Source organism: Vibrio sp. 1641 (genome assembly GCF_033339995.1).
GTDB lineage: Bacteria > Pseudomonadota > Gammaproteobacteria > Enterobacterales > Vibrionaceae > Vibrio > Vibrio alginolyticus.
The window spans coordinates 39,571-63,114 of the sequence record NZ_JAWOVP010000010.1 but is presented as its reverse complement, the minus strand read 5'-3'; the positions used below and the strand labels follow the sequence as shown (position 1 = coordinate 63,114).

The 23,544-nt window shown below is 44.6% G+C and carries 20 protein-coding genes; 13 read left to right on the top strand and 7 right to left on the bottom strand.

Translation table 11 applies throughout. From position 1 onward, the window contains the following. Positions 1–148 precede the first annotated feature (148 nt). The gene (locus tag R7Z47_RS17710; protein WP_062730563.1) at positions 149–514 is read left to right on the top strand and encodes a hypothetical protein; all 366 of its coding nucleotides are present in this window, start codon (positions 149–151) and stop codon (positions 512–514) included. A 258-nt stretch (positions 515–772) separates the two neighbouring features. Then, positions 773–1,744: a TAXI family TRAP transporter solute-binding subunit gene (locus R7Z47_RS17705; protein ID WP_005388171.1), complete on the top strand. Its 972-nt coding sequence runs from the start codon at positions 773–775 to the stop codon at positions 1,742–1,744. A gap of 293 nt (positions 1,745–2,037) precedes the next feature. Here R7Z47_RS17705 and R7Z47_RS17700 read toward each other — a convergent pair whose 3' ends face one another. From R7Z47_RS17700 to R7Z47_RS17680, 5 genes are all read right to left on the bottom strand, one after another. Further along, entirely contained in the window at positions 2,038–2,808 is a 771-nt protein-coding gene (locus R7Z47_RS17700) for a sulfite exporter TauE/SafE family protein (protein WP_047102688.1), read from the bottom strand. Positions 2,809–2,889: 81 nt separating this feature from the next. Then, positions 2,890–3,405 carry an adenylate kinase gene (locus R7Z47_RS17695; RefSeq protein WP_054728525.1) on the bottom strand — a complete coding sequence of 172 codons (516 nt, stop codon included), beginning with the start codon at positions 3,403–3,405 and terminating at the stop codon, positions 2,890–2,892. A gap of 279 nt (positions 3,406–3,684) precedes the next feature. Beyond that, positions 3,685–5,211, bottom strand: coding sequence for a tripartite tricarboxylate transporter permease (locus R7Z47_RS17690; protein ID WP_005388177.1), 1,527 nt, complete (start codon positions 5,209–5,211; stop codon positions 3,685–3,687). Positions 5,212–5,230: 19 nt separating this feature from the next. Continuing rightward, on the bottom strand, positions 5,231–5,725 hold the full coding sequence (locus R7Z47_RS17685) for a tripartite tricarboxylate transporter TctB family protein (protein WP_170890265.1): 495 nt from the start codon (positions 5,723–5,725) through the stop codon (positions 5,231–5,233). A gap of 238 nt (positions 5,726–5,963) precedes the next feature. Next, a complete protein-coding gene (locus R7Z47_RS17680; RefSeq protein WP_005388181.1) occupies positions 5,964–6,935 on the bottom strand; it encodes a tripartite tricarboxylate transporter substrate binding protein in 972 nt (323 codons plus the stop codon). A gap of 266 nt (positions 6,936–7,201) precedes the next feature. Here R7Z47_RS17680 and R7Z47_RS17675 point away from each other — a divergent pair, with 266 nt between their 5' ends. From R7Z47_RS17675 to R7Z47_RS17630, 10 genes are all read left to right on the top strand, one after another. After that, complete coding sequence (locus R7Z47_RS17675; RefSeq protein WP_017633774.1) at positions 7,202–7,600, top strand: GFA family protein; 399 nt, start codon at positions 7,202–7,204, stop codon at positions 7,598–7,600. A gap of 264 nt (positions 7,601–7,864) precedes the next feature. Beyond that, positions 7,865–8,578, top strand: coding sequence for a GntR family transcriptional regulator (locus R7Z47_RS17670; protein WP_005377279.1), 714 nt, complete (start codon positions 7,865–7,867; stop codon positions 8,576–8,578). Positions 8,579–8,590: 12 nt separating this feature from the next. Beyond that, positions 8,591–9,487, top strand: coding sequence for a methylisocitrate lyase (gene prpB / locus R7Z47_RS17665; RefSeq protein WP_005388185.1), 897 nt, complete (start codon positions 8,591–8,593; stop codon positions 9,485–9,487). A gap of 132 nt (positions 9,488–9,619) precedes the next feature. After that, positions 9,620–10,762, top strand: a complete 1,143-nt coding sequence (gene prpC, locus R7Z47_RS17660; RefSeq protein ID WP_005377283.1) for a 2-methylcitrate synthase — start codon at positions 9,620–9,622, stop codon at positions 10,760–10,762. A gap of 156 nt (positions 10,763–10,918) precedes the next feature. Continuing rightward, positions 10,919–13,510 (top strand): Fe/S-dependent 2-methylisocitrate dehydratase AcnD, encoded by a 2,592-nt coding sequence (acnD, locus tag R7Z47_RS17655; RefSeq protein ID WP_262606990.1) that lies wholly within the window; start codon positions 10,919–10,921, stop codon positions 13,508–13,510. 9 nt (positions 13,511–13,519) lie between these two features. Next, the gene (gene prpF / locus R7Z47_RS17650) at positions 13,520–14,716 is read left to right on the top strand and encodes a 2-methylaconitate cis-trans isomerase PrpF (protein WP_054575019.1); all 1,197 of its coding nucleotides are present in this window, start codon (positions 13,520–13,522) and stop codon (positions 14,714–14,716) included. Positions 14,717–14,793: 77 nt separating this feature from the next. Then, entirely contained in the window at positions 14,794–16,671 is a 1,878-nt protein-coding gene (locus R7Z47_RS17645; protein ID WP_170890264.1) for a propionyl-CoA synthetase, read from the top strand. A 189-nt stretch (positions 16,672–16,860) separates the two neighbouring features. After that, complete coding sequence (locus R7Z47_RS17640; RefSeq protein WP_005377290.1) at positions 16,861–17,340, top strand: GNAT family N-acetyltransferase; 480 nt, start codon at positions 16,861–16,863, stop codon at positions 17,338–17,340. Between the two features lie 191 nt (positions 17,341–17,531). Beyond that, the gene (locus R7Z47_RS17635; RefSeq protein ID WP_054728521.1) at positions 17,532–18,863 is read left to right on the top strand and encodes a trypsin-like serine protease; all 1,332 of its coding nucleotides are present in this window, start codon (positions 17,532–17,534) and stop codon (positions 18,861–18,863) included. A gap of 385 nt (positions 18,864–19,248) precedes the next feature. Next, on the top strand, positions 19,249–20,694 hold the full coding sequence (locus tag R7Z47_RS17630) for a bifunctional NUDIX hydrolase/phosphatase PAP2 family protein (RefSeq protein WP_170890263.1): 1,446 nt from the start codon (positions 19,249–19,251) through the stop codon (positions 20,692–20,694). Positions 20,695–20,854: 160 nt separating this feature from the next. Here the strand turns inward: R7Z47_RS17630 and R7Z47_RS17625 are convergent, their stop codons facing one another. Further along, on the bottom strand, positions 20,855–21,664 hold the full coding sequence (locus R7Z47_RS17625) for a Cof-type HAD-IIB family hydrolase (protein WP_017821691.1): 810 nt from the start codon (positions 21,662–21,664) through the stop codon (positions 20,855–20,857). 216 nt (positions 21,665–21,880) lie between these two features. Between R7Z47_RS17625 and queE the strand changes: the two genes are divergently transcribed. Next, the gene (gene queE, locus R7Z47_RS17620; protein ID WP_262606989.1) at positions 21,881–22,531 is read left to right on the top strand and encodes a 7-carboxy-7-deazaguanine synthase QueE; all 651 of its coding nucleotides are present in this window, start codon (positions 21,881–21,883) and stop codon (positions 22,529–22,531) included. Between the two features lie 310 nt (positions 22,532–22,841). Here queE and queC read toward each other — a convergent pair whose 3' ends face one another. After that, a complete protein-coding gene (gene queC / locus R7Z47_RS17615; RefSeq protein WP_005377298.1) occupies positions 22,842–23,498 on the bottom strand; it encodes a 7-cyano-7-deazaguanine synthase QueC in 657 nt (218 codons plus the stop codon). Between the last annotated feature and the right edge of the window lie 46 nt (positions 23,499–23,544).

Below are 23,544 nucleotides of genomic sequence, written 5' to 3'. Positions count from 1 at the left end.
AAGTGCCATTATTATTCACAAAAAGTGTGTTTAAGAATTTTTTGTAGTGAAGGGTGTAATTAGATACTCAATAACAAAATATGGTAGTTCGACTGGTGAGTATTTGGGAACAGAATTATATAAAACTCAACTTAATAAGTAGTCGAAGATGGAAGATATCAGTTTAGCATCAGATTTAGTGATTTATCTGACTACGGTTGGAATTTTAGGTATATTTGCTTGGTTTTTGTTTGTTATTTATTTGAAATCCAAGTGGTTGAAGTATCTTGAAGATGCTCTTGATAATGGAGTTCGATACTACACTCTGAATATATTCTTATCAGGTCACGGAGTACTACAATATGGAACTGTTTTTCTGAGCACTTTTCATGCGAAACGATATAAAATGTTAGAGAAGAGGGATAAGGTTCCAATTCATATTCAACGATTGTTTGTTCTCTCATTCGTATTATTTATTTCAAGTGCATCATGTCTTTTGGCTGGAGTTATAATTCATCATATTTATATAGAATAAAGGTTATTTAACAAGATTATAGTAATTTGACCTGAATATTTCTATTTAATAGATAGTTTAGAATGGGCATATCAGTCTAAAGATTTAATTTTCTAGACTGTACGGTTTAAGCTTATATAGAGCCTTATATGATGGCTGAATATGCCGATAAAATGGTTATTACTAAGCTAACCGCCAAGGATGAGAACTCAAACGTTATCAAATTGTTAACGGTTGCTATACTTAAACGGTCATCAACACAAGTAAAAGGGATGTTCAATGTTTAAGTTTAAGCAAATCGCACTTGCGGCTTCTTTGGCGGCACTCACAACAGGCTTTTCTGCGTCTGCGGAGGAAACGTTTGTCACGATTGGTACCGGTGGAGTAACAGGGGTTTATTATCCGACTGGTGGCGCTATTTGTCGCTTGGTTAACAAATCGCGAGAAGATCACGGTATCCGTTGTTCGGTAGAAAGTACTGGGGGATCGATTTATAACATCAACACTATTCGTGCTGGTGAATTGGACCTCGGTATCGCGCAATCAGACTGGCAGTATCATGCTTACAAAGGAACCAGTAAGTTTGAAGAAAGCGGGCCTTTTAAAGAGCTGCGCGCCGTATTCTCCGTTCATCCAGAACCGTTTACTGTCGTTGCACGTAAAGACGCGAACATCAAAACTTTTGATGACTTGAAAGGTAAGCGCGTCAACATTGGTAATCCTGGTTCTGGTCAGCGAGGTACTATGGAAGTGCTAATGAACCAGTATGGTTGGAGTAACGACGACTTTAAGCTTGTCTCTGAGTTAAAAGCAGCAGAGCAATCAAAAGCACTTTGTGATAACAAAATTGATGCGATGATTTATACCGTTGGTCACCCAAGTGGAGCGATTAAAGAAGCCACTACGTCGTGTGATAGTAATATCGTAACGGTAGCTGGACCTAATGTAGAAAAACTGGTTGCAGACAACAGCTTCTATCGTGTCGCAAATGTCCCGGGTGGTATGTATCGTGGCACAGATAGTGATGTTCAAACCTTTGGTGTGGGCGCGACGTTTGTTTCCTCTACTGCTGTACCAGAAGATGTGGTTTATAACGTGGTTAAAGCGGTATTTGAAAACTTCGATGATTTCCGCCGTCTCCACCCAGCGTTTGCAAACTTGAAGAAAGAGGAAATGGTAAAAGACGGTTTATCTGCGCCTCTTCACCCAGGTGCGCTCAAATACTACAAAGAAGTAGGGCTGATTAAGTAAGCGTTACCTTCTCTTATTATTGATGTAAAACGCCATCTTTCTCGATCAATGCCACTCGTTTAACTGCGAGTGGCATATTTCTATCTCTCGTCATCCTGTACAGCGACGAAGGAGCGTGATACAGGATCTTCCATCCGAGCACTTTGTGATCAAAATGGTTTCATTAGCCGCTCAGTGTAGTGCTATTAGATTCCTAACCTCGCTGGAGTGACACAAAAAATCGTTAAGCCATCTGCATTAATCTTTCGCGCTGTCGTTTTTGTAGGAGTGTTATCCACTTGTACAAGTTTTGCTTAAACATAAACATCAATGAAAAAGTAGATAGTGATGAGAATAGAAGAAAGAGCAACAAACCCTTTAACATGATTAGGATTCAGTTGACGAGAGACACGAGCTGCAAGATACCCACCTACCAACGTACCGACCAAAACAACACTACCTGTGTGCCAGTCAATGGAGCCATTGGCAACAAAAATCACGATAGCAATGAGTGAAACACACGTAGATACGAGCAATTTCAAACCGTTCATTAAATTAATGTCTTGGTGGCCAGCTACTACCAGATAGCTCAGAACAATAACCCCTAAACCTGCGTTGAAAAAACCACCGTAAGCAGAGACACCAACAAGTAGTAAACCCAACGCGATTGCTCCGAGTATGCCAGCATGTTTGTGCTCTTTCGCGACAGTTTTGATTAGCATTGTTAAACGAGAACCGGTGAGAAAAAGCACGGTGGCAAATAAGAGTAACCAAGGGATAGCTTCCATAAATAGCGATTCTGGCGTGTTGAGCAACAGATATGCTCCGACAGCGCCGCCGACTAAACTGAATGAGACTGTGAACAGCAGTTCATGCTTGTTCTTCATGATCTCTTCTCTGAACCCGACGGCTCCACTAATGTAACCCGCACATGAAGCATATGTGTTTGTTGCGTTAGCCATAATAGGAGGAACACCAACTGCCAATAGAGCCGGAAAAGTAATAAAGCTTCCGCCTCCCGCTATGGAGTTAATGATCCCACCAATTACGCCAGCAATGAATAAAAGTGAGAGTTCTAAAAGCATAAACAATCCTTGTTATGTTCTTTTTTATTGTTAGAGCTTCAGATGATCTAACCTACATGCTCTAATGTTCTGATATGAGGTTTACTTTACCCGCTCTAAAACAAAATTGTTCAGTTCTGTAACGTTTTTGATGACATGAACGGCTTTACTTTGAGAGTACCCTTCGAGGCGATACATAAAGTCATCATTCCAGAATGCGGGGCATTGCTGAAGAACTTTGTAGCTTTGTAACGTTCCTTTCAGTACCGAACTACCATCAGGCCAACCTTCAGGTTTTATGAATAGTCCTTTAAGGAGACGTTTCGTCACAAACCAATAGCTTACGGAGTATGGTAGATCAATATAAATGAGAGTATCGGCTGCATCTAAACGAGCGTTGAAAGAGCTGATCGGTCCAAGGCCATCTATAATCCAACGATCTGAGCTTAGTATATTGCTATGGGCTTCATCAAAAACGTTACGCTCAACGGGATCACCGTTTGGTTTATATACTATTGAATCTAATTGATGAAGAGGAAGACCGGTAGCAGACGCGATTGCTTTACTTACCGTCGATTTTCCACTGCCGGGTTTACCAAAAACTGCTATTTTTTGCATTGTGACCGCCTCCAAGAGAGCTTTTCCCATACGGTAGAGACAGAAAACCCACCGCTATGGGTGGGTTCGATAAATACTGAGCGCATCAAAAAATCCCACCATTCCTATGGAATGATGATAATTCGTTGGTTAAGTTGCGCTAAGTGTGTGTTCATACAATCACCTTCATATAACGACAGTGATTTGTCAATACCATCTGCACAATAAGCGAACGATTTGGAGGGCGGAAGATAAAGCCATCACGATGGATGGCTTTATCTAGGTTGAAAGAGACAGCGATTACTGCTCAACGCTGACTGGCTGTGCTTTAAACTTTTGAATCAGCTTTACGATTAGTGGACTTGCCAATACCAATACAGCTAAAACAGTAAAGGTAAGGGTAATAGGACGCTCCCATAGGAAACTCAGTTCTCCATCTGAAATCATTAATGCGCGGCGTAAGTTCTCTTCCATTAATCCTCCAAGGATGAAGCCCAGCAATAAAGGTGCGAGCGGGAAGTTAGCGAGCCGAAGTGCAATGGCAGCCATAGCCACAATCAGCATCACGAACACATCCATAGTGTTAAAAGAGACCAAATAAACCCCGGTGATTGAGAAGAATAAAATCATCGGTAGAAGCACCGTTCTTGGAACCGCCAAAAGCTTTGAAATGTACGGAATCAATGGTAAGTTCAGGATCACAAGTACGATGTTGCCGAAGTACATGGAAATGATCACTGACCAGAACACATCTGGGTGTTCAACAAACAGGCGAGGGCCAGGTTGAATACCATAAGCGATCAGAGCGCCGAGCATTATTGCTGTTGTACCAGAACCCGGAATACCAAGCGTTAGCAGTGGAACAAATGAACCACTAGACGCTGCGTTGTTTGCTGACTCTGGCGCAACCAAGCCACGGATACTGCCTTTACCGAACTCATCCTTTTTCTCTTTAGGTGCGAGGTTGCGCTCCATACCATAGCTTAAAAAAGCAGCAATGGTTGCCCCTGCGCCAGGAAGAACACCAGTGAAGAAACCTAATATTGAAGAGCGAATTGAAACAGGCGCAACATCTTTGATTTCTTCCTTGGTCACTTTCATTGAGCCAATGTTGCTCAGCTTTTCTTGTTCTTCATCGCTGGTGTCTTTTGATGGTTTAAGAATGCCCATCAATGTTTCACCCAGTGCGAATGTCGCCATTGCAAGCAACAAGAAGCTAAAGCCATCCATTAAATCCGTTAAACCGAAGGTAAAGCGTTCAACGCCTACGCCTTTATCGATACCAACTGTAGATAGCATCAAACCAAGAATGGTCATCATCCACGCTTTGATTACCTGACCTTTCCCCGCAAAAGCCGCGACTGCTGATAACCCAAGTAGCATCAACGCAAAATAGTCCGACGATTGGAAGCTAAGGGAGACGCTAGCCAATGCTGGTGCGGCAACAAGCAACATAATGGCAGATAGCGTACCGCCAGTGAAAGATGAATAAGCTGCCAAAGCTAATGCTTTACCTGCCTGGCCTTTTTGAGCCATTGGGTAGCCGTCGAATGCTGTGACCACGGTTGAAGAACAACCCGGCGCGTTAATTAAAATCGACGATGTAGAACCACCAAATACCGCACCGTAATAAACACCCGCCATTAAAATAAGGCCAGAGGAGGGCTCTAGGCCATAAGTAATTGGGATCATCAAAGCAATGGCTGAGATCGGCCCAAGTCCAGGTAACATGCCGATAAATGTACCGACGAAGCAACCAACGATCACCATCATAATGTTCATTGGCATTACTGCGGTGGATAAACCTTGTAGAATTCCATCTAACATAATTCAGTCCTTTCTTTGACTACCAGATGGTGAAAATCAAACCCGGTTCGAGATAGATGTCCAAACCTTGAGTGAGTAATAAGTAGAACGCGATCACGAATGGAAACGACGCGCCAAACAGAACGGGTTTACGTCTTTCCCCGAGCAGATAAAAGCCAGCCAATAAAAAGAAGCCAGTAGCTATCACAAAACCTAAGTAAGTCAGGCCCACGCCGTAGAGCGCCATTAAAATTAAAAAGGCAATCAGTAACTTCCAATTGAAGGTCAGCACTGCGCCACTTTGTTTATCTGGTTGTCCTGTCACCAGCAATATCAAAGAAAGGCCGACACCAACGTAAGTCAAGATGGTTGGCAGAGTACGTGCGGTGAATGGTTCATACTCATCACCTGGAAACAATGGAATCTGCGAGGTTTGATAACCGTAGCAAAGACAGAAGAGTAGAAAGATCATTGCGCCGACACGGTCACGACAGAGCAAATATTCTTTGGTGAAAAAGTTGGTTGAACGAGACATATTCAACTCCTAACAAAAATAAAAAAGACCGCATATGGACGTTAATGAATAAACTAAACCATTAACAATTAAGCATTTCGCTGCTAGTCGAGCTGCTTTGGGTATATAAACAAAGGAGTGTGCATGCCGATTGTCGACAATGTCCATATGCGGTGAAACTTAGAGTGCAAATACAATGGGGAAATACCAACCTACGTTATTCATTGAGGTTGGTATCTGAGGGACCCCAATTCGATTGTTACTTCAGGAAGCCTAACTCGCGCATTAAGTCACCCATCTGTTGCTCTTGATCTTCAAGAAACGCGAAGAATGCTTTATCCGCTTTATAGTTGTCGATCCAACCATTGCGGTCTCGAACGACTTGCCATTCGTCGGTGTTATACATTTTAGTAAATGCGGCATTCCATTCATCTAGCTTTTCTTGGCTTGTGCCTGGTGCTGCAAAGAATCCACGCCAGTTAGCAAAGACAGTTTCATTACCATATTCGGTGAGAGTTGGAATGTTAGGCGCAGCTTCTAAACGTTTTGGTGCTGTAATCGCTAACACTTTCACTTGCCCAGACTTAGACATTTCGAGTACTTCACCTAGCCCTGTAGAGAGCAGTTGTGTTTCGCCTGAAAGTAGGGCTGCCATGGCTTTTCCACCTGCATCATAGGCAATGTAACGAACTTTACGCGCATCAAAACCTTCACCTTTGAAAGCTGCTGCTATAACCAAATGATCCATAGAACCACGAGCAGAGCCACCAGCAACCTTCACCTTACGTGGGTTTTCTTTAAAAGCTTTAACGACATCTTCCCAAGAGCTATAAGGAGAATCGGCTGATGTAACAATGGCGCCATAATCGGCAACCGTTGCGGCAACAGGAGTCAAGTCGCGGAAAGATTGTGGGAAGATCCCACTGAGCGAGCGAACGACGATCGGTGTTGAGTTCACCATGAGTGTATCTTCTTGACGATCAGCCGTTTCAATCAAATGTGCGATTGCTTTGCCACCGCCACCACCAGATAGGTTTTGAAATGATACGGTTTCGACGATGTCTGATTTTATTAATACATCACCAGTACCTCGGGCGGTCATGTCCCAACCGCCACCGGCACCTCCAGGGATAAGAAAGTGCATTTTTTCAATATCTGCAGCAAGAGCGTTGAATGAAAATGAAGCTGCGATGATTGAAGCGGCGAGCGTTGGTTTGAGTACCTTTAACATGTTCACGTTCCTTATGTTAGCGACTCTATTTAGTTGAGCCTTATTGTTTTTGCTCAGTTGTCATGCCTTGTAAGCGTTAAAGCTGAACTTGGTGTAAAGGTTAATTAAGTGTTAAATATCTGTCTGTAAAAGAGATATAAAGAGAATATTGAGCATTTCGGTTATTTTGTTCATAAAGTTCACGGCGAGAAGTTGGTGTTAGGTCACGCGGCTTTACGCTTTGGTAGGCCATAATAAAATGACGGAAAATGAACGAGGAAAAGAGAATGAAAGGGACGTGTTTGTGCGGCGCAATTGAAGTCATCGCTGAGGTTAAAAATGAGGTTAGCCTGTGCCATTGCTCTATGTGTCGAAAATGGTCGAGTGGCGCACTTCATGCGGTGCATTGTGGGCCTAACGTGACGTTTAAAGGTGGTGAACCTAAACGTTATCAGTCGTCAGACTGGGGAGTGAGGGGGTTTTGCGGTGAGTGTGGCACAAACCTTTTCTACCATTTGTTGCCGACAGGTGAGTACATTCTTTCCGCTGGTTTGTTCGATAACCCAGATTTCAAACTCACTTTAGAGATTTTTACCGATGAAAAGCCAGCTTATTATGACCTCAATTCCGCTTCACAAAAGATGACTTCGCAACAAGTCTTTGATCAATTTGTACCTAAAGAATAGTTTTTTATCCGATTATTGTTCGACAGCTGAGCTTTTAGTTTTTAGATCATAAGCTTAAAGGTTTATAAGTTGTCGACAATATGAACTCACCATTCTTTATTTCTGCTAAAAAAGGCACTTAATGGGCATTTTAGGCCCATTTAAATTACGACCTTAGTCTAAATTGTCGACAATTTACTTGATTGTCGACACTTTGATCGACTACTTTATATTCAGGTTAAGAAATTGTAGACATTTCGATGTCGGTAACAAGAGTATCTGAATATGAACTCTGAGTTGAAAGCTCGTTATAAAGTGCTGGGTTCTGAGAAAGAACACACCAAATCCGAAACGCTGACCGAAACACTGATTGAAGTCATTGTTAATGGCGATGTGAAGCCTGGCCATAAGATATCAGAGCCTGAGCTAGCAAAGAAATATCAAGTCAGTCGTGGGCCTTTGCGTGAAGCATTGATGCGCTTAGAGGGGCTAGGGCTCATCGAGCGAATTCCTCATGTTGGGGCCAGAGTGACCACTTTTTCTCCGGAAAAGCTGATAGAACTTTATGCCGTTCGAGAAGCATTGGAAGGCATGGCAGCAAGGTTAGCTGCGCGACACATTACGCAAGAAGAGCTCTTAAGCTTGGAAATGCTATTGTCGACACATTCCAAGCATATAGACCAAATGGAAGGCGCGTCTTACTTCCATCAACATGGTGACTTTGATTTTCACTATCGCATCATCCAAGCGAGCAGAAACAGTAAGTTAATATCTCTGCTGTGTGATGAACTCTATCACTTATTACGGATGTATCGTTACCAGTCGCCACGTGCGCAATCTCGCCCGAATGAGGCGCTCACCGAACACAAATTCATTTTGGAAGCCATTCGCAATCGCGATGAAGAGCTTGCAGAAATGTTGATGAGAAGACACATATCAGGAAGTCGAAAGCTCATCCAATCTCAAATTATACATACAGAAAGTTTAGACAAAGACTAGAAGGAATTCGTCATGAGCTTAACACCGGGAGCGAAATTCAGACTCGCCATTGAACAAAATAATCCACTACAAATTGTCGGCACTATAAACCCGTATTGCGCCATGATGGCAAAAAACTTGGGTCACCAAGCGATCTACTTGTCTGGTGGCGGTATCGCAAATGCGTCATACGGATTGCCGGATCTCGGTATCACAACATTAAACGACGTTTTGGTTGATGTTGACCGCATTACTAACGCATGTGATTTGCCTCTTTTGGTTGATATTGACACGGGCTTTGGCGGTGCATTTAACATTGCTCGCACGATCAAAGCGATGGAAAAAGCAGGCGCGGCAGCGGTGCACATGGAAGACCAAGTCGCACAGAAACGTTGTGGTCATCGTCCGAACAAAGCAATAGTCAGCCAGCAAGAGATGGTTGATCGTGTAAAAGCCGCGGTTGATGCACGCAATGATGAAAGTTTCGTGATTATGGCTCGTACTGACGCGTTAGCTGTTGAAGGCATGGACAGCGCAATCGAGCGCGCGATTGCGTGTGTGGAAGCTGGCGCAGACATGATCTTCCCCGAAGCGATGAACAAGCTGGACCAGTACCTTCAGTTTTCAAATGCGCTTGAGCAAGCGACCGGAAAGCACGTTCCTATTCTGGCGAATATTACAGAGTTTGGCGCGACACCGCTGTATGGCTGCGATGAGCTAGCGAAAGCAAAAGTGGACATGGTGCTTTATCCATTAAGTGCGTTCCGTGCCATGAACAAAGCTGCTGAAACGGTCTACAAACATTTGCTAGAAGTGGGTAATCAGGAAGCACTGGTTGATTCGATGCAAACACGTAAAGAGTTGTATCAGCACCTGAATTACCACGACTATGAAGACAAACTTGACCAGTTATTCTCTGAAGGGAAATAGCGGGGGAAAAGCAAAAATAGACGGAAGCCCAAGAAAAAGATAATCGGAATTTATCTCATCTAATAACGTGAAATTCATTTGGCTAAAAACACCCCAGAGAGGGAAAAGTCAGACAGAAAAGGAGTTCAAACAATGTCTCAAACTGCAGAAAAGAAAGCAGAATTAGGTGGCGCAGGCCTTCGTGGTCAAAGCGCAGGAAGCACAGCTTTATGTACTGTCGGAAAAACGGGAACTGGTTTAACTTATCGTGGATACGATATTACTGATCTTGCGAACAACGCACAGTTTGAAGAAGTGGCTCACCTTCTGTTACGCGGTCACTTGCCGAATCAACAAGAACTTGATGCGTACAAGACACATCTACTCAGCCTTAGAGGTTTGCCAGCCGAGCTAAAACAAGCTTTAGAGTTGATTCCTGCAAGCGCACACCCAATGGACGTAATGCGCACGGGTTGTTCTGTATTGGGTAACCTAGAGCAGGAAATGAGCTTCGAGGAGCAACTGAAAGCAACCGAACGTATGCTTGCCTTGTTCCCTGCCATCATCTGTTACTGGTACCGCTTTAGTCATGATGGCGTGCGTATCAACACCGAGGATCAGACTGAAGATTGCATCGGTGGTTACTTCTTACGATTACTTACAGACAAAGCGCCATCTGCGCTGCACAAACAAGTGATGCATTGCTCGCTCATTCTTTATGCTGAACATGAGTTTAATGCTTCTACATTCGCAGCACGCGTTTGTGCATCAACGTTGTCAGACATCCATTCTTGTATCACGGCAGCAATCGGTACGCTTCGTGGACCACTTCACGGCGGTGCGAACGAAGCGGCGATGGAAATGATTGAAGATTGGCAAACGCCCGACGAGGCGGAAGCGAACATCATGAAAATGCTAGCCAATAAAGACAAGATCATGGGCTTCGGTCATGCGATTTATCGTGAAAGTGACCCTCGCAACGCCTTAATAAAACGATGGTCCAAAGAGCTATCGAAACAAGTTGGTGATACTCATCTATATGCGGTTTCTGAGCGTGTTGAATCAGTGATGAAGCGAGAGAAAGGTCTGTTCTGTAATGCGGACTTCTTCCATGCATCGGCTTACCACTTCATGGACATTCCAACCAAACTATTTACCCCAATCTTTGTGATGAGTCGTTTAACGGGCTGGGCTGCACATGTTTATGAACAGCGTGCCAATAACCGTATTATTCGCCCAAGTGCCGATTATACGGGCCCAGATCATCAAGAATGGGTGCCTATCGAGAATCGCTAGCGCGAAGGTTAACGAGGGCATTATATGCTTTGGTTGACCACCTCCTTCCTTTGTCATTCTTTCTAACAGAGGAAGGAGATCCTCTCATCACTGTGTTTCTGGAGCAATGGAAAACCTTGATGAAGGCAAGATGTAAAGACTGAATGGAAGCAAACCATGAACACAAATATTAATACCCAATATCGTAAGCCGCTTCCGGGAACTCAACTGGATTATTTTGATGCACGCGAAGCCGTCAATGCCATTTCTCCTGGAGCCTATGAAACACTCCCTTATACCTCTCGCGTGCTAGCTGAGCAGCTGGTCCGCCGCTGTGACCCGAACACATTGACAGATAGCCTGAAACAGTTAATAGAACGCAAACGCGATCTTGATTTTCCTTGGTATCCAGCACGCGTTGTTTGTCATGACATTCTTGGTCAGACCGCTCTAGTCGATTTAGCGGGTCTGCGCGATGCCATTTCAGATCAGGGCGGCGATCCTGCAAAAGTGAACCCAGTGGTTGAGACACAATTGATCGTTGACCACTCTTTAGCGGTTGAACATGCGGGCTTTGACCCTGATGCCTTCGACAAAAACCGCGCGATTGAAGAGCGCCGTAATGAAGACCGATTCCACTTTATCGAGTGGTGTAAAACAGCGTTTGAAAACGTCAGCGTGATTCCAGCTGGGAATGGCATCATGCACCAAATCAACTTGGAAAAAATGTCTCCTGTGGTACAAGCAAGGCAGGGCATTGCCTACCCAGACACCTGTGTGGGTACGGACAGTCACACACCTCACGTAGACGCTCTTGGTGTTATTGCGATAGGTGTCGGTGGTCTGGAAGCAGAAACCGTCATGCTTGGCCGACCATCAATGATGCGTCTACCAGATATTGTCGGTGTCAAACTGACGGGTAAACGTCAACCGGGCATTACCGCAACGGATATTGTCCTCGCGATTACTGAGTTTCTGCGTAATGAGCGTGTGGTATCTTCATATCTTGAATTCTTCGGAGAAGGCGCACGTGATCTAACGATCGGAGACCGCGCAACGATTTCAAACATGACACCAGAATACGGCGCAACAGCTGGCATGTTTTATATTGATGAGCAGACCATCAATTACTTGAAACTAACTGGTCGAGATGAAGAACAAGTTGCTTTAGTAGAAAATTACGCAAAACAAACCGGTCTTTGGGCAGACGATCTTGATAGCGCAGTTTATGAGCGCGTACTTGAGTTCGATTTATCATCAGTTAGCCGTAACTTGGCTGGTCCGTCAAACCCTCATCGTCGTTTACCAACTTCTGAGTTGGCACAGCGCGGTATTTCTGGAGCGTGGGAAGAGAAAGAAGGCGAGTTGCCAGATGGTGCAGTGATCATCGCTGCTATTACCTCATGTACGAATACCAGTAACCCAAGAAACGTGGTTGCTGCTGGCCTTGTGGCGAAGAAAGCCAACGAACTTGGTCTTGTACGTAAACCGTGGGTGAAATCGTCTTTTGCTCCGGGTTCTAAAGTTGCACGCTTGTATCTGGAAGAAGCGGGCTTATTACCAGAGCTAGAGAAGCTTGGCTTTGGCATTGTTGGTTACGCATGTACAACTTGTAACGGTATGAGTGGTGCGCTGGATCCAAAAATCCAACAAGAGATCATCGACCGTGATTTATATGCAACAGCGGTGCTTTCTGGTAACCGTAACTTTGATGGTCGAATCCATCCGTACGCCAAACAAGCTTTCTTGGCTTCACCACCATTGGTTGTCGCTTATGCACTAGCCGGTACCATTCGTTTTGATATCGAGCGCGATGCGCTTGGCACGGACCAAAACGGCAAACCAATTTATCTCAATGATTTGTGGCCAAGCGATGAAGAGATCGATGCAGTTGTCGGTACTCATGTTAAACCAGAGCAGTTTAAGCAAGTTTACATTCAGATGTTTAAGCTGAATGATCAAGAGCAAAATCCCAACCCGCTGTACGACTGGCGTCCGATGAGTACCTATATCCGCCGACCACCGTACTGGGAAGGTGCGCTAGCGGGAGAAAGAACATTGTCTGGTATGCGTCCATTGGCGATTCTGGGCGACAACATCACCACTGATCACTTATCACCATCCAACGCGATTCTCGCAAGCAGCGCAGCAGGTGAATACTTAGCGAAAATGGGTGTGCCAGAAGAAGATTTCAACTCTTACGCGACTCACCGTGGTGACCACTTAACGGCGCAACGCGCGACCTTTGCTAACCCGAAACTATTTAACGAAATGGTGAAAGAGAACGGTGAAGTGGTTCAGGGTTCTCTGGCGCGAATCGAGCCGGAAGGTCAGGTTGTACGCATGTGGGAAGCGATTGAGACCTACATGAACCGCAAGCAACCACTGATTGTTGTTGCAGGTGCTGACTATGGTCAGGGTTCATCTCGTGACTGGGCAGCAAAAGGCGTTCGATTGGCTGGTGTAGAAGCAATCGTTGCAGAAGGCTTTGAGCGTATTCACCGAACTAACTTGGTTGGCATGGGCGTGTTACCACTGCAATTTAAGCCGGGTGTTAATCGCAATACATTAGAACTGGATGGTACTGAACTGTATGACGTGGTTGGTGAAATCAAGCCGGGTGCAGATTTAGCCTTGGTTATTACACGTAGCAATGGTGAGAAAGTCGATGTTCCGGTCACCTGTCGCTTAGATACCGCTGACGAAGTTCACGTGTACAACGCGGGCGGTGTTCTGCAGCGTTTCGCGCAAGATTTCTTGGCACAATAAGGAGTGCGTATGTCAAATAATACTCCGAATCAAACAAGCCAAATAAAAGTGCCCGCGACGTACATGCGTGGCGGCACGAGTAAAGGTGTCTTTTTCAACCTAGAGGATTTACCTCAAGAAGCGCAAGTGGCTGGAGCCGCACGTGACAAACTGTTGCTACGCGTTATTGGCAGCCCTGATCCTTACGCGAAGCAAATTGATGGCATGGGGGGCGCGACGTCAAGCACCAGTAAAACAGTGATTGTTTCGCGCAGCAGCAGAGCCGATCACGATGTTGACTACTTATTTGGCCAAGTGTCGATCGACAAACCATTCGTCGATTGGAGTGGTAACTGCGGCAACTTGTCTGCCGCTGTCGGTCCTTTCGCCATTCATGCTGGTCTGATCCCACAAGACCGTATTCCAGAAAATGGCATTGTGACGGTGCGTGTTTGGCAGGTGAACATAAGCAAAACGATTTTGATTCACGTGCCAATCGTCAATGGTTTCGTCCAAGAAACCGGAGAGTTTGAACTCGATGGTGTCACGTTTCCAGCGGCAGAGATTCAAGTGGATTTTGTTGATCCTTCCGATGGCGAAGGAAGTATGTTCCCAACGGGCAACTTAGTTGATGATTTGGTGGTGCCGGATGTGGGTACGTTCAACGCGACCTTTATTAACGCGGGCATACCAACCATTTTTATTGATGCTGAATCGATAGGATATCAGGGCACCGAGCTGCAAGACGATGTCAACAACGATGACACAGCATTAGCGATGTTCGAATCCATCCGCGCATATGGCGCGTTAAAAATGGGCCTGATTTCTGATTTAGAAGAAGCTCAAACACGCCAACATACGCCGAAAATAGCGTTTGTTTCTAAACCGAAAAGTTACCTGTCTTCAAGTGGTAAAGCCGTTAATGAGTCGGATATTGATGTGCTCGTTCGCGCGCTGTCGATGGGCAAGCTACATCATGCAATGATGGGAACAGCAGCCGTTGCTATTGCTTCTGCTGCGTGTGTGCCCGGAACGTTAGTGAATTTAGCCGCTGGTGGCGGTGAAAAAGAGTCCGTGACTTTTGGTCACCCGTCAGGAACGTTAAAAGTTGGGGCACAAGCGAAGCAAACTGAGCAGGGCTGGGTGGTGCAAAAAGCCATTATGAGCCGAAGTGCGAGAATACTGATGGAGGGATTTGTGCGTGTACCCTTCTATGTCTTCGATTAAAAGAGACGATCTTTGGATTAAAAGAGCGATCTTTGAGTAGAACGAGAGCAATGTCAGGACATACTGGAGGAAGCAATATGTCTTCATACGAAAAAGAATACTTATGGGCGAAGAATGAACCGGAGAGTTTTTGGCGCGCTCAAGCGGAGAATCTCGATTGGTTTGAATCTCCTAAAACTATCTTGAAATCTGATGAAAACGGCATAGAACGTTGGTTTCCAGATGGTGTAATGAATACGTGCTGGTTAGCATTAGATTACCATTGCGAGCAAGGACGCGGTGATAATACTGCACTCATTTATGACTCGCCAGTGACAGGTCGTAAAGCCACGTACACCTATAGCGATCTACGTGACCAAGTAGCAAAAATTGCTGGCATGCTGTCTGCTCAAGGTGTTGAAAAAGGCGACCGAGTCGTTATTTATATGCCGATGATCCCAGAAGCCGCAATGGCGATGCTTGCCTGCGCGCGTTTGGGGGCGATTCATTCCGTAGTATTCGGTGGTTTTGCACCTAATGAGCTTGCTGTACGAATTGAAGATGCAGAGCCGAAAGTGATCATGACGGCGTCGTGCGGGATTGAGATCAACAAAGTCATTCCATACAAACCAATGGTAGACAAAGCCATTATGGACAGCCGTTGGAAGCCTGAGAAAGTGTTTGTTTTCCAACGTCCAGAGTGCGACGCTGAGCTAAACCAAGAAAGAGACTTAGATTGGCAGCGAGAGTACAAACAAGCGCTGCCACATGGTTGTGTTCCGGTGTTAGCAACCGATCCGCTCTACATACTTTATACATCGGGCACGACAGGTAAGCCGAAAGGCGTTGTGCGTGATAACGGTGGCCATGCTGTCGCGATGAAGTACTCCATGAGCGCAATCTATAACATTCCTCAAGATGGCGTCTTTTGGGCGGCATCTGATGTGGGCTGGGTAGTAGGGCACTCTTACATTGTTTACGCCCCACTGATTCACGGTTGCACTACTATCCTATTCGAAGGCAAGCCTGTTCGAACACCGGATCCTGGCGCATTTTGGCGAGTGTGTGATGAATATAAAGTAGATGCGTTGTTCTCTGCACCAACGGCGTTTCGTGCGATTAAGAAAGAGGACCCGGAAGGCGAGCACTTAAAACAGTACGACTTGTCGAATCTGAAAAACATCTTTATGGCGGGAGAACGCCTTGACCCTCCGACACTGGAGTGGGTTCAGAGCAAAGCGGACAAGCCCGTTATTGACCACTGGTGGCAAACCGAGACGGGCTGGGCCATCGCTGGCAACCCGACAGGTGTCGAAATGATGCCAGTTAAAGCTGGTTCTTCGACGAAGCCCATTCCGGGTTATCAGGTCGAAATTCTGAATGAACTTGGAGAGGCTGTCGGGCCTAACCAACAAGGCTTTGTCGCATTAAAACGTCCGCTACCACCAAGTTGTCTGCCAACGGTTTGGCGTAATCATGACCGTTTTGAAACTGGTTATCTTAGCCAGTTCCCAGGCTACTACGTGTCTGGTGATGGTGGCTATCTGGATGAAGACGGTTACCTGTTTATTATGGGACGTATTGATGACGTGATTAATGTCGCGGGACACCGATTGTCGACAGGTGAAATGGAAGAAATAGTAGGAGGCCACCCAGCGATTGCAGAATGTGCGGTGGTCGGTATCCACGATGATCTAAAAGGTCAGCTTCCACTTGGTTTTGTTGTACTGAAAGACGGCGTCAAAGTGGATGAGCTAGACCTTGAAGGTGAGCTTGTTGGCAAAGTGCGTAGTGAGATAGGTGCAGTTGCTTGCTTCAAGCATGCGTTGGTTGTAGACCGTTTACCGAAAACACGTTCAGGTAAAATTTTGCGTCGAACTATACGTCAAATAGCTGATGGTGAAAAATACACCGTTCCGTCAACGATTGATGACCCAAGTAGCTTGAACGAAATTGAGCGAGTGCTACGACGCTGAGAAAAACTCAATTCTAACTAACCCCTGATCCTCGAACTCTGTTGGTTGGTTCTGCCTCTGTACGTTTATTAAGTGCAGGGGCCTTTTTGTTGTTCAAACAGTACAAACGTATCGTGAAAGCATTTGTGACTTGCCAATACGACGTTTTCCTCACAAACTACAGCCATTCCATTTTTAGTGACCCTTTGTATGACCACGTTTGCGATTAAACCTGCGTGTTTTAGCGACCTAGAGTTGCTCAACGATCTTATGTTCGAGCTTCATGATGAGCATCATCTTCAATCTCCTGAGCTTTTCAAAACGGCAGAGGAGATAGAACAAGAAAAAAGCATTGCTCGATATATTGACGACCCTGAGTGCCTTGTTTACGTAGCAAAACAAGGAGATGAAATTATTGGCTTTATCTCTGGTCACTTCTGTGAACTTATTTCTACCGTCAGCCAGCCAGTTATGATGGGAAGTGTGGATGAGCTCTATGTGCTGCCTGAATATCGAAAACAAGGTACGGCGCAGGCATTGATTAATAAAATTGAGTCAACGTTCTCTGATTACGGTGCAAAACAGATGTTTGTTGAAGTATGGCATTTTAACCAGGGCGCAATATCTTTGTATGAAAAACAAGGATTTGCACATCATATCCACTATTTAAGAAAACCGCTGAACGAATAATCGTATTTAACTTTAATATTGTGATTTAGGTTCATTCGAATTGAAATCATTCAGTTCGTCAATAGACTTTTCTCTATAAGTTGCTCGCAATGTTAATAAATTGATATGCACCCATATTGGTATCGGCGTTTTTGTCTGCTTGTTTATTAGTAGCACGAGGATCGTGCTTACAAAAACAAGAGGACAATATTTTGAAACTAACAAAATCGTTACTTGCTTTAGCCGTTTTGCCAATGTTCGCAAGTGCTGATGATTTGTCACAGACGCAAAATCACACTATCCAACCCCAGATCGTAGGCGGAGTAACTGCCGACCCACGTGACTGGAAATTCTACACCCAAATTGTTAGTCGTTATGGTAACCGATCGTATTGTGGGGCCAGTTATATCGGGAATGGTTACGTCCTGACTGCTGCACATTGTGTTGAGGGTGATTCTCCGAGTCAGATTGCGGTTAAAATCGGTGGCGTTGTTTATAACGGTAGTGATGGTGTTCGTGCAAACGTCAGTGAGATCCATATGCACCCGGCATATCGCCGCGCGACGCTTTCTCATGACCTCGCGGTATTGAAGCTCGACTCTGTGCCTCAAGGTGTTTCTTCAGTTGAGATTGCGAATGGTAGTCTAACGCAATACGCGAGCATCGGAGATTGGCTTAGTGTTGCTGGCTTAGGGCGAACTTCTGAAGGAGGAAGCTCTCCGTCTCGATTGCAAGAGGTTGACGTCCCACTTGTGTCGGATATGACTTGCCGTCAAGCCGGTGGCAACTACACAACGGTTGGAGAAGTGTCATTCTGTGCGGGTATTCCTCAAGGTGGGATAGATTCTTGTCAGGGAGATAGTGGAGGTCCAATCGTCATTAATCGCAGTGGTGTAATTACTCAACTTGGTGTGGTCAGTTGGGGAATAGGTTGTGCTCGTCCTGGTATGTATGGGGTTTATAGCGATATCGCTGCTATGCGCAATTTTGTCGATGGTGTTATCGGAACAGCAACACCACCAAAAGAGAATGTTTCTGTTGGATACACCACTGAACAGACACTGGCATCATTTAATGTTGGGGAGTTACAGCAACATAGCTTTGTTATCCAGAATTCAGGGAACACCACGTTCACTGTGGAAAATGTTCGCGCGTTTGCTTCGGGTGTTACTGATGCAGCTGTTATCGCCAATGATCAGTGCTCTCAGGCGACGTTAGCAATGAATGCAAGTTGTCGTGTTGATGTTGAATTTGGTGCTACTCAGAGCGGAGAAGCAAGAGTGGCTTTGAACTTCAACGTTGATAAGACCAGCACACAATACCAAGCGTTAGTATCCGCTCAAGCGAAAACGGTGACAACGCCTCCCACAGATAGCTGTAAAACTGTATGGCAAGCCAGCTTAGTGTATCTCAAAGGAGATACGGTTACTTGGAATGGTAAAGTTTGGCAAGCGCAGTGGTGGACTCAAGGTGATAATCCAGCAGACTCAGGGCCTTGGGGTGTTTGGCAAAAAGTAGGCGATGCGAATTGCAAGTCTAACTAACTATCGGGCCAGTGAATTTGATTCGTTGACCATGAGATAAGATTCATTCTTGGTTTCAACGATCAGTACATAGTTATTATAACTGGGGTTTATTGTTTGCGAATAATAAGCCCTTTTTTATTGTGTCAACTATGAGAACCCACAAAATGTGTATGACTTTGTCCTGACGTTATCTTTATATAACTGGCAGAATTGCGATCAACATTTTATGTTTTGTCTGATCTTTGTCAGGTTTGCATTAAATTATTCTCCAGTGAGCGTTGAGATCGGGTTTTACGCGATCAACTCAGTTTGGCATAACTCGTTACTTAATTTTTGTCGAAAAAGATAAGATTAACTGCCATGATTCATTGGTTATCATTATGTTTATTTAAGGTCATATTTTGTGTTGAGACAGCTGTTATTACTCATCCTTTGTTTTATTTTGTTACCTGTTTCACCGATCTCTACGGCTAAAGCCACTGCGAGCGAAGTTAAAGGAGCGCTCTGTATTGTTCGCGCTGATGACAAGTTAGTGCTAGTTCATGAAGTATTAACGGATAAGATTTCTCTACCTGGCGGAACCATCATTGATGGTGAGTCTCCACAAGTTGCTGCTCAACGAGAAACGTGGGAAGAAACCGGTATAGTGGTTACGGTTGGAGAGGAGCTTGGCAGAACGGACACTGCGGTTTTTTACGACTGTATATCAGACTCTGACATTATCGCTTTTTCTATGAATAATTCTTTAGGTGGAAATGAACTGCCTATTTGGTTTGCCCCTCATTATGGAGTAGAAGTTGCGTCAGCGATGTTGCTTAGCCCATCTGAATTACCATCATCTTTATATCGTTATCCTGAGCAATGGCCACAAGCCACTCAGTTTTTTGATCAAGCTACCAAGCAATCAGTATCTTATGTGACTCAGTTGACCGAATCCGCGCCTTCATTTCGTCAGGTTGAATTGGCGTGGCTGATAGATTTACAGAGTTGGGTAGGGGCGTTGTCAGAAGCGAGTTACGAGGTAGCTAGTCAGATCTCGAAACTGGTTATAGACCTGACAGAACCGACGGTACTACTCTTTCTATTTCCTTTTGCCATGATGCGCTTTGGTAGCCGGTTTGTGTACCGACTCTTTTTTGCAATTAGTGCAACGTCGCTTATGGTGCTTGTCGCTCAACAAGGCTTTTCGTTACCGCGCCCACATGTCTATATACCAATGATGGAGTTAACGCACAGCTTTGGCTTTAGTTTTCCTAGCTTGCCTATCGCTGTGTGGTTTTGTGTGCTGACGTTCTTGTTTCATAGAACCCAGTATTTTGGTTTGAATGGAACAACGGCAGTCTTCGTGTTCATCACTCTTACTGTGGTGTTAGGTAAGTTTTTCCTCGGCAGTGCCTTTATTTTAGATATGTTATTTGGCGCGCTGTTAGGCAGCTTGGTGGCTTGGCATGTTCTTCGACTGGAGACAAATCAAGATGTGAACGTTGATAAAGTTCTAAGCTCAAAAGGCGTCTGGTTCATTATGACTGCGGCAACATCGGTCATCTCTGTCATCTGGCCATTACCTGTGTTTGGTCGCTGGCTAGCAATTTTAATCACTGCATCAGCGTTGGTCATGACATTTAAAGAGTCGAAAGCACATTTAGATACTCGGCAGATGATCTTTGTAACGCTGGCATTGTTGCTTGTTGATCAACTCTATTTGTACTCGGCTAATATCGTATCGTTTAGCGGTTTGTGGTCATTAGTCTTGTCGACGTTACATTATCCATTATTAATGTTGTTATTTATGCTGCTTGCAAGGAAGCTGACTTGTGAAAACCAACCGAGCAAAACGTTGCTAGATTGATGGCTGTATTTGTTATCTATTAGTATTTGAGTAAAAACAAAGCCTTGCATTACAGCAAGGCTTTTACACGTTTAGTCTACGAACAACGCCGCTTGCCTATCTTGGACGGCTAGGGGTGTTAAACGTAAGAAGCTTAACGCAACAGACATGGCGGAAAGGGCTATGCATTGAGCACGAACTTTTCTATAGCTTTAGCGACACCGTGCTCATCATTACTTGCCGTAATGTAGTCAGCGATTTGCTTGGTTTCTTCCATTGCATTTGCCATCGCGATACCAAGGCCAGCGTATTTCAGCATGTGGTGGTCATTTTCTGCGTCACCCATACAGATAACTTCTTCAGGTTTAATTCCCAGATACTCGGCAATTGCGGCAACACCAATACCTTTGTTGCTCGCAGGGTTAAGAAACTCAAGGAAAAACGGAGCGCTTTGAACAACCGTAAACGCTTCGCGCATTTCAGCTGGCAGTGCTGCTATAACTTCTGTTAGTTTGCTTGGCTCTGCAACCATCATAGCTTTGATGATTGGATGATCGTCTTCTAGTGATTCGAAGTTCATCTCGGTGACATTTAAGCCATTTATCTTTGCTTCAATATCGGTGTAAGGGTTGTGTTCGTTGGTGATTAAACCATGAACTTGACTAAAAGCATGGACGTACGCACCTAGCTCTTCGGCTTTTCGCGCCACCAATTTTGCAGCTTTACCATCTATGATTTGCTGGTGGATGATGTCGTTTGTGCCTACGTTCTTGACCATCGAACCGTTGTAGTAAAGAACAAAATCTCGATCGGAATGGATATTCAGTTCGTCGAGCTTGTCTTGCATTCCTTCTAATGGGCGACCAGAAGCGAGAACGACAGTAACGCCTGCTTCTCGAGCTTTTGCGATCGCTTGTTTGTTTTCTTCAGAAATGGCTTTATCACTATTGAGTAGCGTGCCATCCATATCTAGTGCGATCAGTTTATACATCATTTCTTACCTTAAAGTTTTTTGGGAGCTGTCAGTGAATAAGGCTTGGTTTAACGTTAACCAGAAACCTATATTCATTACGCTATGAAACTACAAAATGGTCTATTTTAACAATTAATTTTTGGTTTAAATTGACCTAGACACGCGTGTCCATTATGGTCTTCGCCTCGAAATGTTATGAGTTGAGTGAGTTCTGCGTTGTATAAGCTAAATGAGATGTTTGAAACCATCCAAGGGGAAGGGGTTTTCACTGGAGTCCCTGCTGTTTTTGTTCGGCTTCAAGAGTGTCCGGTTGGTTGCTCATGGTGCGATACCAAACAAACGTGGTATGCAGATGAGAATGATCAACGTCAAATAGGCGATATTCTGGTGAAAACGGAAGACTCTCCGACGTGGTGTGTTGCATCTGCCGAGAACATCGTAGAGCAATATCAACAGCAAGGCTTTAATGCTAAGCATATCGTGATTACTGGTGGAGAGCCTTGTATTTATGATCTGCGCCCTTTAACAAAGGCGTTTGAAGATATGGGGTGCCAATGCCAAATTGAAACCAGTGGCACATCAGAAGTGATTACTTCAAAAAATACGTGGGTGACAGTGTCACCAAAAGTAGCAATGAAAGGTAAATTACCAGTGCTTAATAGCGCGTTAGAGCGGGCAAATGAGATTAAGCATCCAGTCGGCACCCAGAAAGACATCGACCACCTTGATGACCTTTTAGCAAATGCGAACGTAGCGGCTGAGACTATCATTGCACTACAACCAATTAGCCAGAAGCCTCGTGCTACGCAATTGTGTATTGATACGTGCATTGCCCGCAATTGGCGTTTGTCTGTTCAAACTCATAAATATTTGAGTATTGCTTAGACGAGAGACTCGTCATCATTCGAGGTAGCTTTTCTATCTAATCCCGGTTTCGCGAGTAATGCCGTTGGTAGCTTTGCTATCGAAACATTGTCGATATATCTAAGCAATTTATAGCGTTGTAAAAGCTAAGCAGTGTTGGCTGTTGTGGTGTAGTGCTATCTTTGGTTCGACAATCGTTTCGCATTTAATTGATGCCACCAATCTGGCGGCATCAATTAAAAGCTCTGTTGGCTGGAGTTTCACGCTGAGATAAAACGTTTAGAAGCTAACGCAAAAGGTTTTATCCCAGCGCTATTACCGCTAACAAAGACTATTTGCTCGCTAAGTATTCTTCTAAGCCGCTTTGTCGCAGTAGGCACGCTGGGCATTCACCACAGCCTTTACCAACGATTCCGTTGTAACATGTTAACGTATTGTTTTGGACAAACTCCAACATATTGTGCTTATCAGCTAGAGCCCAGGTCTCTGCTTTAGTAAGCCACATTAACGGAGTCTTAATGTTGAAGGCTTTATCCATACCTAAATTGCAAGAGAGATTTAGAGAGCGAATAAAGTTGTCTCGGCAGTCAGGGTAACCACTAAAGTCTGTTTCGCAGACTCCCGTAATGATGTCTTGAATGCCGAGCTGGTAAGCATGGATACATGCGTAAGTAAGAAAGAGAATGTTTCTCCCTGGAACGAATGTATTGGGTACGTTAGCGTCGCTTAAGTCATTAGATACCGGAATGTTGTCTCTTGTCAGCGAGCTTATCGCTAACTCATTAATTGATTTTACATCCAGGACTTTGTGGCTTTTGATGTTAAGTTGCTTACCTAATTCGATAGCGATATCTATTTCATCTGAATGACGCTGGCCATAATCAAACGTTATAGCATGAACTTCATCATATGTATTTAATGCATCGATTAAGCAGGTCGTAGAGTCCTGCCCACCGGAAAAAACCACAAGTGCTTTTGTTGTAGCCATGTTGAACCCTTAGTTATGCTCTTTGATTCTTTGGTATTGATACGTA

What these genes read in the sequence shown, in the direction of transcription:
- R7Z47_RS17710 (WP_062730563.1), top strand. Translation starts at nt 149, where the DNA reads ATGGAAGATATCAGTTTAGCATCAGATTTAGTGATTTATCTGACTACG.
- R7Z47_RS17705 (WP_005388171.1), top strand. Translation starts at nt 773, where the DNA reads ATGTTTAAGTTTAAGCAAATCGCACTTGCGGCTTCTTTGGCGGCACTC.
- R7Z47_RS17700 (WP_047102688.1), bottom strand. Translation starts at nt 2,808, where the DNA reads ATGCTTTTAGAACTCTCACTTTTATTCATTGCTGGCGTAATTGGTGGG.
- R7Z47_RS17695 (WP_054728525.1), bottom strand. Translation starts at nt 3,405, where the DNA reads ATGCAAAAAATAGCAGTTTTTGGTAAACCCGGCAGTGGAAAATCGACG.
- R7Z47_RS17690 (WP_005388177.1), bottom strand. Translation starts at nt 5,211, where the DNA reads ATGTTAGATGGAATTCTACAAGGTTTATCCACCGCAGTAATGCCAATG.
- R7Z47_RS17685 (WP_170890265.1), bottom strand. Translation starts at nt 5,725, where the DNA reads ATGTCTCGTTCAACCAACTTTTTCACCAAAGAATATTTGCTCTGTCGT.
- R7Z47_RS17680 (WP_005388181.1), bottom strand. Translation starts at nt 6,935, where the DNA reads ATGTTAAAGGTACTCAAACCAACGCTCGCCGCTTCAATCATCGCAGCT.
- R7Z47_RS17675 (WP_017633774.1), top strand. Translation starts at nt 7,202, where the DNA reads ATGAAAGGGACGTGTTTGTGCGGCGCAATTGAAGTCATCGCTGAGGTT.
- R7Z47_RS17670 (WP_005377279.1), top strand. Translation starts at nt 7,865, where the DNA reads ATGAACTCTGAGTTGAAAGCTCGTTATAAAGTGCTGGGTTCTGAGAAA.
- prpB (WP_005388185.1), top strand. Translation starts at nt 8,591, where the DNA reads ATGAGCTTAACACCGGGAGCGAAATTCAGACTCGCCATTGAACAAAAT.
- prpC (WP_005377283.1), top strand. Translation starts at nt 9,620, where the DNA reads ATGTCTCAAACTGCAGAAAAGAAAGCAGAATTAGGTGGCGCAGGCCTT.
- acnD (WP_262606990.1), top strand. Translation starts at nt 10,919, where the DNA reads ATGAACACAAATATTAATACCCAATATCGTAAGCCGCTTCCGGGAACT.
- prpF (WP_054575019.1), top strand. Translation starts at nt 13,520, where the DNA reads ATGTCAAATAATACTCCGAATCAAACAAGCCAAATAAAAGTGCCCGCG.
- R7Z47_RS17645 (WP_170890264.1), top strand. Translation starts at nt 14,794, where the DNA reads ATGTCTTCATACGAAAAAGAATACTTATGGGCGAAGAATGAACCGGAG.
- R7Z47_RS17640 (WP_005377290.1), top strand. Translation starts at nt 16,861, where the DNA reads ATGACCACGTTTGCGATTAAACCTGCGTGTTTTAGCGACCTAGAGTTG.
- R7Z47_RS17625 (WP_017821691.1), bottom strand. Translation starts at nt 21,664, where the DNA reads ATGTATAAACTGATCGCACTAGATATGGATGGCACGCTACTCAATAGT.
- queE (WP_262606989.1), top strand. Translation starts at nt 21,881, where the DNA reads ATGTTTGAAACCATCCAAGGGGAAGGGGTTTTCACTGGAGTCCCTGCT.
- queC (WP_005377298.1), bottom strand. Translation starts at nt 23,498, where the DNA reads ATGGCTACAACAAAAGCACTTGTGGTTTTTTCCGGTGGGCAGGACTCT.